The organism is Streptomyces sp. NPDC058650 (assembly GCF_042717315.1).
Lineage (GTDB): Bacteria > Actinomycetota > Actinomycetes > Streptomycetales > Streptomycetaceae > Streptomyces.
In genome coordinates this window covers 129052-139769 of record NZ_JBHXRL010000025.1, presented here as the reverse complement: position 1 = coordinate 139769, position 10718 = coordinate 129052, and the positions used below count along the sequence as shown (strand labels likewise).

Annotated in this window: 11 protein-coding genes and 1 rRNA gene; 10 read left to right on the top strand and 2 right to left on the bottom strand. The window is 72.1% G+C overall.

All coding sequences use genetic code 11. The features are described from left to right. The 3 genes from rrf to ACFWWU_RS32645 all read left to right on the top strand — a co-directional run. Window positions 1-92 (top strand): 5S ribosomal RNA (rrf, locus tag ACFWWU_RS32655); the annotation flags it as partial. 229 nt (window positions 93-321) lie between these two features. Next, on the top strand, window positions 322-1959 hold the full coding sequence (locus ACFWWU_RS32650) for a hypothetical protein (RefSeq protein WP_384151159.1): 1638 nt from the start codon (window positions 322-324) through the stop codon (window positions 1957-1959). After that, the gene (locus ACFWWU_RS32645; protein ID WP_384151156.1) at window positions 1944-2723 is read left to right on the top strand and encodes a hypothetical protein; all 780 of its coding nucleotides are present in this window, start codon (window positions 1944-1946) and stop codon (window positions 2721-2723) included. Before ACFWWU_RS32650 ends, ACFWWU_RS32645 begins: the two co-directional genes overlap by 16 nt. A 63-nt stretch (window positions 2724-2786) precedes the next feature. On the opposite strand, the gene ACFWWU_RS32640 is transcribed toward ACFWWU_RS32645, so the two are convergent. Next, window positions 2787-4082, bottom strand: coding sequence for a DUF1015 domain-containing protein (locus ACFWWU_RS32640; RefSeq protein ID WP_384151154.1), 1296 nt, complete (start codon window positions 4080-4082; stop codon window positions 2787-2789). 83 nt (window positions 4083-4165) lie between these two features. Here ACFWWU_RS32640 and ACFWWU_RS32635 point away from each other — a divergent pair, with 83 nt between their 5' ends. From ACFWWU_RS32635 to ACFWWU_RS32620, 4 genes are all read left to right on the top strand, one after another. After that, window positions 4166-5242 carry an HAD hydrolase-like protein gene (locus ACFWWU_RS32635; protein ID WP_384151151.1) on the top strand — a complete coding sequence of 359 codons (1077 nt, stop codon included), beginning with the start codon at window positions 4166-4168 and terminating at the stop codon, window positions 5240-5242. 141 nt (window positions 5243-5383) lie between these two features. After that, complete coding sequence (locus ACFWWU_RS32630) at window positions 5384-6343, top strand: iron chelate uptake ABC transporter family permease subunit (protein ID WP_384151178.1); 960 nt, start codon at window positions 5384-5386, stop codon at window positions 6341-6343. Further along, window positions 6340-7374, top strand: coding sequence for a FecCD family ABC transporter permease (locus tag ACFWWU_RS32625; RefSeq protein ID WP_384151148.1), 1035 nt, complete (start codon window positions 6340-6342; stop codon window positions 7372-7374). Before ACFWWU_RS32630 ends, ACFWWU_RS32625 begins: the two co-directional genes overlap by 4 nt. Further along, the gene (locus ACFWWU_RS32620) at window positions 7371-8243 is read left to right on the top strand and encodes an ABC transporter ATP-binding protein (protein ID WP_384151145.1); all 873 of its coding nucleotides are present in this window, start codon (window positions 7371-7373) and stop codon (window positions 8241-8243) included. Before ACFWWU_RS32625 ends, ACFWWU_RS32620 begins: the two co-directional genes overlap by 4 nt. Window positions 8244-8260: 17 nt before the next feature. On the opposite strand, the gene ACFWWU_RS32615 is transcribed toward ACFWWU_RS32620, so the two are convergent. Then, window positions 8261-8608, bottom strand: coding sequence for an SCP2 sterol-binding domain-containing protein (locus ACFWWU_RS32615; protein WP_384151142.1), 348 nt, complete (start codon window positions 8606-8608; stop codon window positions 8261-8263). 42 nt (window positions 8609-8650) lie between these two features. On the opposite strand from ACFWWU_RS32615, the gene ACFWWU_RS32610 reads away from it, so the two are divergent. From ACFWWU_RS32610 to ACFWWU_RS32600, 3 genes are read left to right on the top strand one after another with little or no spacing between them, the layout of a single operon-like run. Further along, window positions 8651-8917 (top strand): hypothetical protein, encoded by a 267-nt coding sequence (locus tag ACFWWU_RS32610; protein ID WP_384151139.1) that lies wholly within the window; start codon window positions 8651-8653, stop codon window positions 8915-8917. A gap of 7 nt (window positions 8918-8924) precedes the next feature. Continuing rightward, a complete protein-coding gene (locus ACFWWU_RS32605; protein ID WP_384151136.1) occupies window positions 8925-9740 on the top strand; it encodes a TlyA family RNA methyltransferase in 816 nt (271 codons plus the stop codon). Continuing rightward, window positions 9737-10657, top strand: a complete 921-nt coding sequence (locus ACFWWU_RS32600; RefSeq protein WP_056650727.1) for an NAD kinase — start codon at window positions 9737-9739, stop codon at window positions 10655-10657. Before ACFWWU_RS32605 ends, ACFWWU_RS32600 begins: the two co-directional genes overlap by 4 nt. Window positions 10658-10718: the final 61 nt, after the last annotated feature.

The following is a 10718-nucleotide window of genomic DNA, read 5'->3' as shown; positions in this document are numbered from 1 at the left end:
CGCCCGGTTACATTCCGAACCCGGAAGCTAAGCCTTTCAGCGCCGATGGTACTGCAGGGGGGACCCTGTGGGAGAGTAGGACGCCGCCGAACAATATTTCAGGACCCCTGGTCCCAGCGTTCACGCTGGACCAGGGGTCCTTTTGTTTTTGCTTGATTTTCCCGATGCGCGGCAGAGTGCCGGCTGCGCGAGAATGACTGCAGTACCCGAAGACAGGAGTCACCCACATGTCCACCAACTCTCCCGACGGCCGTCCGGAGCGCGAGCCGCGTCGCAACGACGGTGGCGGTGGCGACCGGGGCGGCTTCCGCGGGCCGCGCCGTGACGACAACCGGGGCGGCGGCGGTGGCGGCTTCCGTCGCGACGACCGCCCTTCCCACCAGCGCGATGACAACCGCGGTGGCGGTTCCGGCGGTGGCTTCCGCCGTGACGACAACCGTGGTGGCGGTTCCGGTGGCGGGTTCCGCCGTGACGACAGCCGTGGCGGTGGCACCGGCGGTGGGTTCCGCCGTGACGACAGCCGTGGCGGTGGCACCGGCGGTGGGTTCCGCCGTGATGACAACCGTGGTGGCGGTTCCGGTGGCGGGTTCCGCCGTGATGACAACCGTGGCGGTGGCACCGGTGGTGGCTTCCGTCGTGATGACAACCGTGGTGGCGGTTCCGGTGGTGGCTTCCGCCGTGACGACCGTCGTGATGACAACCGTGGTGTTGGCTCCGGCGGTGGGTTCCGTCGTGATGACAACCGTGGTGGCGGCACCGGTGGTGGGTTCCGTCGTGATGACAACCGTGGCGGTGGCACCGGCGGTGGCTTCCGTCGTGATGACAACCGTGGTGGCGGTTCCGGTGGCGGGTTCCGTCGTGATGACAACCGTGGCGGTGGCACCGGCGGTGGGTTCCGCCGTGATGACAACCGTGGCGGTGGCACCGGCGGTGGGTTCCGCCGTGATGACAACCGTGGCGGTGGCACCGGCGGTGGGTTCCGTCGCGATGACAACCGTGGCGGTGGCACCGGCGGTGGGTTCCGTCGCGATGACAACCGTGGCGGTGGCACCGGTGGTGGCTTCCGCCGTGATGACAACCGTGGTGGCGGTTCCGGTGGTGGGTTCCGCCGTGATGACAACCGTGGTGGCGGTTCCGGCGGTGGGTTCCGGCGTGAAGAGCGTCGTGACGAGCGTCCTCCCTTCCGTCGGGATGACCGGCGGGACGACAACCGTGGCGGTGGCTCCGGTGGCGGGTTCCGTCGTGATGAGCGGCCTTCCTCCTTCCAGCGTGACGACCGCCGTGATGACAACCGTGGTGGCGGTTCCGGTGGTGGCTTCCGTCGCGATGACAACCGTGGTGGCGGTTCCGGTGGTGGCTTCCGCCGTGAAGAGCGTCGCGACGAGCGGCCCCCCTTCCGCCGTGACGACAACCGTGGCGGTGGCTCCGGCGGTGGGTTCCGTCGTGATGAGCGGCCTTCCTCCTTCCAGCGTGACGACCGCCGTGACGACAACCGCGGTGGCGGTTCCGGTGGTGGCTTCCGCCGTGATGACAACCGTGGCGGTGGCACCGGTGGCGGCTTCCGTCGGGACGACCGGCGGGACGACAACCGTGGCGGTGGCTCCGGCGGTGGGTTCCGTCGTGATGAGCGGCCTTCCTCCTTCCAGCGTGACGACCGCCGTGATGACAACCGCGGTGGCGGTACCGGTGGTGGCTTCCGCCGCGACGAGCGTCGCGACGAGCGGCCCCCCTTCCGCCGTGACGACAACCGTGGCGGTGGCACCGGCGGTGGGTTCCGTGGGCGGGACGACCGGCGGGACGGCGACCGTGGTGGGTTCCGTGGGCGGGACGACCGGGGTGGTTACGGGGCGCGTGACGACCGTGACCGGGACCGCGGCGACCGTGCGCCGATCAAGCGTCTGCCGATCCCGCCGGAGGTCACCGGTGACGAGATCGACCCGGACGTGCGCCAGGAGCTGATGAGCCTGCCCAAGGGGCTGGCCGAGGAGGTCTCCCGCAACCTGGTCATGGTCGCCCAGCTGATCGACGAGGAGCCGGACCGGGCGTACGAGTACTCCCGGATCGCCCTGCGGCTCGCGTCGCGTGTCGCGGCCGTGCGCGAGGCGGCCGGCTTCGCCGCGTACGCCACGCAGAAGTACTCCGAGGCGCTGGCCGAGTTCCGGGCGGCGCGGCGGATGAGCGGTGGCGTCGAGCTGTGGCCCGTCATGGCCGACTGCGAGCGTGGCCTGAACCGTCCCGAGCGCGCGCTGGCGATGGCCGGCGAGCCCGAGGTGCAGAAGCTGGACAAGGCCGGACAGGTCGAGATGCGGCTCGTGGCCGCCGGTGCCCGTCGTGACCTGGGCCAGATGGACGCCGCCATCGTGACGCTGCAGAGCCCCGAGCTCGCGTCCGGCGCCGTTCACCCGTGGACCGCGCGCCTGCGGTACGCCTACGCCGACGCGCTGATCGCCGCCGGTCGTGAGAGCGAGGCGCGGGACTGGTTCGCCAAGGCCCTGGAGGCCGACAAGGACGGGGTCACGGACGCCTCGGACCGGCTCGCCGAGCTGGACGGTGTCGAGTTCGTGGACGCCTTCGACGACTCCGAGGACGAGGTCGTCGAGGGTGGGATCGATGGTGTCGAGGACGACGTCGATGACGTTGACGTTGACGTTGTTGTCGACGTTGACGACGTTGACGACGACGAGATCGATGACGCCGACGACCTCGACGGCGACGACCGCTGATCCGGTGAACAGGTGAGAAGGGCGGCACCCCTCGGGGTGCCGCCCTTCTTCGTTTTCCGGGCTTCAGTCCAGCGCGAGGCTTCTCAGGACCAGGCCGGTCGCGGGCTTCGGGCCGAACGAGGTCGACTTGCGGGGCATCGTCACGCCCTGCCGCGCGAGGTCCCGTACGACCTCCTCCCGTACCGGATGCATGAGGACCGCCGTACCGCCGCGGCGTTCCGCCTGGGCGACCGCGGCCTGCGTGTCGTGGATGTAGGCGATGTCCTCGGGGGCGTCCGGGATGTGCCAGACGTGGTCCAGGAGGGTCGAGTGCAGGACCGTCGCGTCCAGGGTGCGCCAGGTCTCCGGGCGGTCCGTGCGGATCGTGCGGTCGAGGAGGGCGGGGTCCGGGCGGTCCAGGAGGTGGAAGGCGCCGTCACCCGCGAGGAGGAACGCGTTGCCTTCGGCCGCCGCGGTGGCCAGGGCGTCCAGGGCCACCGGCAGGGGGCACTCGATCCGGCGTACGCGGAAGGAGTCGCCGAGGGCCGCCAGGGCGTCCGCGACCGGCAGGCGGTTGAGGAGACGGTGGATGGCGCGGACCCGCAGGGGGTAGCGGGCGGTGTCGATGAGGAGGACCAGGCCGTAGTTCCACGGGCCGGGAGCGGTGTGCTCCTCGCGCAGACGCAGATACGTCGCCCAGCGGTGGTGGCCGTCGGCGATGAGGGCCTGGTGGCGGCGGAGTTCCTGGGCGACGGTGGCCTGGTCGGCCGGGTCGGTGACCGCCCAGAGGCGGTGCTGGAAGCCGTCCTCCGTGGTGGTGGAGAGCAGCGGCTCGCGGCGTACGGTCCGCTCGATGACGGCGTCGGCGCCGCCGTCGTCCTCTCCGACGTAGGTCAGGAGCAGGGGTTCCAGATTGGCGGCAGTGGTCCGCATGAGGGCGGCGCGGTCCTCGACCACGTGCGGCATGACGTCCTCGTGAGGGAGGACCACGCCCTCGTCCGGGGTCGAGAGTTCCAGGGCGCCGATGATGCCCCGCTGGAGGATGCCGTCGCCGTTCTGCTCGTACACGTAGAGCGCGGGCTCCGGGTCAGGGGCGAGGACGCCGTCCGCGAGCCAGCGGTCGAGGGTGACCGCGGCCTTGCGGTGGCGGGTGCCGGCGGTGATCGCCTGCGGGAGGATCAGCCGGACGATGTTGTGGGGGTCGGCCGACTCCAGATGGAGAAGTCCGTCAGGTCGTACGACGACGTCGTAGGGCGGGGACGTCACGGCGGCGAGGCTGCCCACCCGCTCGGGGACGTAACGGAGTCCACGGAACGGGGCCAGGCGCAGCCCTGCGGCGTCGTCGCGGACAGCGTCGGCCGCGTGACCTGAGGTGTTCATCTCGACATCGTATGTGTGCACGGGCATGAGCGATGATCGGGGGAGCGGGCGAATTTCACCCGGCGAGGCGAGGAGAGTACGCGGTGACGGTGCGGATCGGGCAGGGGCAGCAGGACGGTGGAGGCAGGGCGCTTCCGGGGAGCAGCGCGGTGGCGCTGAGCGCGGCGTACGACACGGCGCTCCTCGACCTGGACGGTGTCGTGTACGCGGGCGGGGAGGCCATCCCGTACGCCGTCGAGGCGCTCGGGGTGGCACGGAACGGCGGAATGCACCTGGCGTACGTCACCAACAACGCGCTGCGGACGCCGCAGGAGGTCGCGACGCACCTCACCGAGCTGGGCGTGCCGGCGGTGGCCGGGGACGTGGTCACCTCGGCGCAGGCGGTCGCGCGGCTGATCGCCGACGAAGTGCCTCCGGGGTCGCGGGTGTTGGTCATCGGAGGGGAAGGGCTGCGGGTGGCGCTGCGCGAGCGGGGCCTCGTGCCGGTGGAGTCGGCGGACTTCGAGCCGGCGGCGGTCGTCCAGGGGTACGGAGGGCCGGACCTGCCGTGGGGGCGGTTCGCGGAGGCGGCCTACGCGGTGCAGCGGGGGGTGCCGTGGTACGCCTCGAACACCGACCTGACGATTCCGGGCGCGCGGGGGATCGGACCGGGGAACGGGGCGGCGGTGGAGGTCGTACGGATCGCGGCCGGGGGTGGCGTGGAGCCGAAGGTCGCGGGGAAGCCGCTGCCGCCGATGCACCGGGAGACGGTGCTGAGGACGGGGGCCGAGCGGCCGCTGGTCGTGGGGGACCGGCTGGACACGGACATCGAGGGCGCGTTCAACGGCGGGGTGGACTCGCTGCTCGTCCTCACCGGGGTGACGGATGTGGCGCGGCTGCTGACGGCGGCGCCGGAGCACCGGCCGACGTATGTGGCGGCGGATCTGCGGGGGCTGCTGGTGCCGCAGCCGGAGGTCGTCGCGGGGGCCGGGGGAGTCGTGGTGTGTGGGGGGTGGCGGGCGTCGGTGCGTGGGGGTGAGCTGGTGCTCGAGTCGGTGCTTGAGGCGGGTGCTGATGTGATGGACGGGGTGCGGGCGTTGTGCGGGGCTGCGTGGTCGGCCGCGGGGGACGGGGTGTGCGGGGCGGACGCGGGGAAGGCGCTGGCGTCGTTGGGGTGGTGAGGCTCCCCGCGGAGGCGAAATAATTGGGTAGGCTAACCTAACTCCGTGTTGGTTGAGAGTCCCTCCCGAGCGAGCGCGGAGCCGACGCCCGCCGCCCAGTCTCCGAAGCGCCGGAATTCCGTGCGTGCCGTCGGGTTGGCGGTGGCCGTCGCGGTCCTGCTGCTGGTCTGTGTCCTGAGCATCATGATCGGTGCCAAGCCGGTGCCGCTCGGGGATGTGTGGCACGGGCTGTTCCGGAACAGCGGTGTCGGCAACGACGTCGTCATCCATGACGTACGCGTCCCCCGTACTCTCCTCGGGCTGCTCGTCGGGCTCGCCCTCGGGCTGTCCGGGGCCGTGATGCAGGGGCTGACCCGTAATCCGCTGGCCGAGCCCGGACTGCTCGGGGTCAACGCGGGGGCCGCCGCCGCCGTCGTCTCGGCGATCGCGTTCCTCGGGGTGTCCGACGTCAAGGACTACGTCTGGTTCGCCTTCGTCGGAGCCGCCGTCGTCGCCGTGGTCGTCTACCTGCTCGGGGGCAGCCGCAGTGCCACTCCCGTGCGTCTGGCGCTCGCCGGTACCGCCGCCACCGCCGCGCTCTACGGATACGTCAACGCCGTCCAGTTGCTGAACTCCGCCGCCCTCGACCGGCTGCGGTTCTGGACCGTCGGGTCGCTCGCCTCCGCCGACATGGCGACCATCCGGCAGGTCGCCCCCTTCATCCTGGGCGGCGCCGTCCTCGCGCTCCTCATCGCGCGGCCGCTGAACGCCATGGAGATGGGCGACGACACCGCCCGGGCGCTCGGCGCGAACATCAACCGGACGCGGGTCATCGCCATGGTGTCCGTCACCCTGATGTGCGGAGCCGCCACCGCGGCCTGCGGGCCCATCGTGTTCCTCGGGCTGATGGTCCCGTACATGGTGCGGGCGGTCACCGGGCCCGACATGCGCTGGATCCTGCCGTACGCGGCCGTCCTCGCGCCTGTCCTGCTGCTCGGCTCCGACGTCGTCGGGCGGCTCGTGGCCCGGCCCTCCGAGCTCCAGGTCGGCATCGTGACCGCCCTCATCGGCGGGCCCGTCTTCATCCGACTCGTCCGCCGCAAGAGGATGGCCCAGCTGTGACCACCAAGACCCTGCGGGCCGGCGGCGGACTCTCCGTACGGTACGAGCCCCGGGCCGCGCTCTCCGTCCTCGGCCTGCTCGTGGTCACCGTCGCCGTCTCCGTCGTCCTCATCGGCACCGGGGACTTCCCCATGTCGCCCGGCGAGGTCGTCGACACCCTCCTCGGCAAGGGCACCGTCGTCCAGGAGTTCGCCGTCATGGACCTGCGGCTGCCGCGGGTCCTCGTCGCCGTCTTCGTCGGCGCCGCGCTCGCCGTCGGCGGGGCCGTCTTCCAGTCGGTGGCCCGCAATCCGCTCGGCAGTCCCGACGTCATCGGCTTCGGCCAGGGCGCCACCGTCGGCGCGCTCACCGTCATCGTCCTCTTCCAGGGCAGCGCCGCCGCCGCGGCCGGCGGGGCGGTCGTCGGCGGGCTCGTCACCGGTGTGACGATCTACCTGCTGGCGTGGAAGAAGGGCGTGCACGGCTACCGGCTCGTCCTCGTCGGCATCGGCGCCGCCGCCATGCTCACCTCCGTCATCCACTACCTGATCACCAAGGCCGATCTGGTGGACGCGACCCGCGCCACCGTGTGGATGACCGGCTCCCTCGACGGGCGCGACTGGTCCCAGTTCTGGCCGCTGTTCGCCGTCTGCTGCGCCCTGCTGCCGCTCGTCCTCGGCCACGGCCGGGCCCTGCGCATGCTGGAGATGGGCGACGACGCCGCGTACGCCCTCGGGGTGAAGGTGGAGCGGACCCGGATCATTCTCATGGCCTCGGCCGTCCTGCTCGTCGCCGTCGCCACCTCCGCCGCAGGGCCGATCGTCTTCGTGTCGCTGAGCGCGCCCCAGCTGGCCCGCCGCCTGACCCGGGCACCCGGCCCCAACCTCGCCGCCTCCGCCCTCATGGGCTCGGCGCTGCTGCTCAGCGCCGACTGGCTCGCCACGAACGCCTTCGGCGAGCGCCAGCTCCCGGTCGGCGTCGTCACCGGCATCCTCGGCGGCTGCTATCTGCTCTGGCTGCTCGTCACCGAACGCAAGGCGGGCCGGATATGACCACGAACAAGGACAACAGGAGTACGGGTATGGCCGGTCGGCAGAAGCAGCGTCTGAGCGCGGAATCGGTCACCCTCGCGTACGAGCAGCGGGTCATCGCCCGCGACCTGTCCGTCGAGATCCCCGACAACTCCTTCACCGTCATCGTCGGGCCCAACGCCTGCGGCAAGTCGACCCTGCTGCGCGCCCTCTCCCGGATGCTGAAGCCCACCGAGGGACGGGTCCTGCTCGACGGGGCGTCGATCCACTCCCTGCCCGCCAAGAAGGTCGCCAAGACCCTCGGCCTGCTGCCCCAGTCCTCGATCGCCCCCGACGGCATCACCGTCGCCGACCTCGTCGCCCGCGGCCGCTACCCGCACCAGGGACTGCTGCGCCAGTGGTCGCCGGAGGACGAGCGGATCGTCCAGGAGTCGATGGCCTCGACCGGCGTCGCCGAACTGGCCGAGCGGTACGTCGACGAGCTCTCCGGCGGGCAGCGCCAGCGCGTCTGGATCGCCATGGCGCTCGCCCAGCAGACACCGCTGCTGCTCCTGGACGAGCCGACGACGTTCCTCGACATCCAGCACCAGATCGACGTCCTCGACCTCTGCGCCGAGCTGCACGAGACGCAGGGCCGGACGCTCGTCGCCGTGCTGCACGACCTCAACCACGCCGCCCGGTACGCGACCCACCTCATCGCCGTCCGAGGCGGCGAGGTCGTCGCCGAGGGCCCGCCGTCCGAGGTCGTCACGGCCGAGCTCGTCGAGCGGGTCTTCGGACTGCCCTGCCAGGTCATCGAGGACCCGGAGACCGGTACGCCGCTGGTCGTGCCGGCCGGGCGCAAGGCGCGGGCCCGGAAGGCCGAGGGCGTGGCCGTGCTGCGGAAGTAGGGCCGTCTGGGGCGGTGCTACAGGAGCGAGCGCAGCTTCAGCAGGTCGCGGAAGCCGGCCTCCAGCCTGACCCGGCCGGAGGCCCAGGCCTTCGCGAAGTTCAGCTCGCCGCCCACCATCGCCACCAGGTCGTCGCCGGTCATCGCGAGCCGGATCTGCGCCTTCGTCGGCGGCGGGCCCGGCACCGTGTCCACGACCTCGATCCGGCCGTCGGCGAGACGGCCCGTGAAGGTCGTGTCGAGGTCCGTGATGTGGCAGCTCAGGGTGCGGTCGAGCGCGGTCGCACCCCGCACGCCGCCGTCGGCCCGCGCGAGATTGTCCGAAAGTCTGTCCAGTGCGCCGCGGCACTCAGTGATCGTCGCCATCGCGGTCGACCGTACCCCAGGCCTTCGCGATAGCGTCGGGGGATGAGCGATGCGACGACGGAGCCGGCACCCATCGAGGCGGAAACCACGGTGGACCACGAGCCCGCCGCGCCCGCGCCGCTCGGCGTCGCCCGGGAGCTCACCGGCCACGCCGCCGTCGACGCCCACCTGGCGCGTCTCGGCGAGGTGGACCACCTCCCGGCGGACGGACACCTGGAGGTGTACGAGGATGTACACCGTGGACTGCGCGCCGAGCTGACCTCGCTCGACGCGCACCCCGACCCCCGTCCGCACGACAACAGGAGCTGAACCGAACGTGGCAGGAGTGGCACGCCGCCGTCTCGACGCCGAGCTGGTACGGCGCAAGCTCGCGCGCTCGCGCGAGCACGCCAGCCAGCTGATCGCCGCGGGCCGGGTGACCGTCGGCAAGACCGTCGCCACCAAGCCCGCCACCCAGGTCGAGACCGCCGCGGCCATCGTCGTCGTCCTGGACGACTCCGACCCCGACTACGTCTCGCGCGGCGGCCACAAGCTCGCCGGGGCCTTCGAGGCCTTCGTCCCGCAGGGCCTGCTCGTCGAGGGCCGGCGCGCCCTGGACGCCGGGGCCTCGACCGGCGGCTTCACCGACGTGCTGCTGCGCGCGGGCGCCGCCCACGTCGTCGCCGTCGACGTCGGCTACGGGCAGCTCGCCTGGTCGCTGCAGAGCGACGAGCGCGTCACCGTGAAGGACCGGACGAACGTCCGCGAGTTGACGCTCGAAGCGATCGACGGCGTCCCGGTCGACCTGGTCGTCGGCGACCTGTCGTTCATCCCGCTGGGCCTCGTCCTGCCCGCCCTGGTGGCGTGCACCGCGCCCGACGCCGACCTCGTCCTGATGGTGAAGCCGCAGTTCGAGGTGGGCAAGGAACGGCTCGGTACGGGCGGGGTCGTGCGGAGCACCGAACTCCGGGCCGACGCCGTGAAGAACGTGGCCCGGCGCGCGGCCGAGCTCGGACTCGGTGTCCTCGGCGTCACCGCCAGCCCGCTGCCCGGCCCGTCAGGGAACGTCGAGTACTTTCTGTGGCTGCGGGCAGGCGCACCCGCGCTCGATCCGGCGGACGTCGACCGCGCCGTGGCGGAGGGACCTCGTTGAGCTCAACGGCAGCACCATCGGGAACATCACGCACCGTCTTCCTGCTCGCGCACACCGGCAGGCCCGCCGCCGTGCGCAGCGCCGAACTGGTCGTCCTGGGGCTGCTGCGCTGCGGCATCGGCGTCCGCGTCCTGGAGGCCGAGGCCTCGGACCTGCCGCTGCCGCCGTCCGTCGAGAAGGTGCCGGAGGCCTGCTCCGACGCCCTCGACGGCTGTGAACTCCTCGTCGTCCTCGGCGGCGACGGCACGCTGCTGCGCGGCGCCGAGTTCTCCCGGGCCTCCGGGGTGCCGATGCTCGGCGTCAACCTGGGCCGGGTCGGCTTCCTCGCGGAGGCCGAGCGGGACGACCTCGACAAGGTCGTCGACCGGGTCGTGACGAAGGCGTACGAGGTCGAGGAGCGCATGACCCTCGACGTCGTCGTGTACGAGAACGGCGACGTCCTGCACCGCGACTGGGCGCTCAACGAGGCGGCCGTCCAGAAGGTGTCCCCGGAGCGGATGCTGGAGGTCGTGCTCGCGATCGACGGCCGTCCGGTGACCGGCTTCGGCTGCGACGGGGTGATCTGCGCGACACCGACCGGCTCCACCGCGTACGCCTTCTCGGCGGGCGGACCGGTCGTCTGGCCGGAGGTCGAGGCCCTGCTCATGGTCCCCATCGGGGCGCACGCGCTGTTCGCCAAGCCGCTCATCACCACCCCCGAGTCGGTGCTGGCCGTCGAGGTCGAGCCGCACACCCCGCACGGCGTGCTGTGGTGCGACGGGCGGCGGACCGTGGAGCTTCCGGCGGGTGCGCGGGTCGAGGTGCGGCGCGGCGCCGTGCCCGTCCGGCTGGCCCGTCTGCACCACGCCTCCTTCACGGACCGGCTGGTCGCCAAGTTCGCCCTGCCGGTGTCGGGGTGGCGGGGCGCTCCGCACTGACGCGCTCCCGGGAGCCCCGGCCGGGGCTCCCGGTGCGCGAACGATCGGCGCGCCGGAGAGT

Coding starts and splice junctions, on each gene's coding strand:
- ACFWWU_RS32620 (WP_384151145.1), top strand. CDS start 7,371: ATGACCACGAACAAGGACAACAGGAGTACGGGTATGGCCGGTCGGCAG.
- ACFWWU_RS32640 (WP_384151154.1), bottom strand. CDS start 4,082: ATGAACACCTCAGGTCACGCGGCCGACGCTGTCCGCGACGACGCCGCA.
- ACFWWU_RS32610 (WP_384151139.1), top strand. CDS start 8,651: ATGAGCGATGCGACGACGGAGCCGGCACCCATCGAGGCGGAAACCACG.
- ACFWWU_RS32615 (WP_384151142.1), bottom strand. CDS start 8,608: ATGGCGACGATCACTGAGTGCCGCGGCGCACTGGACAGACTTTCGGAC.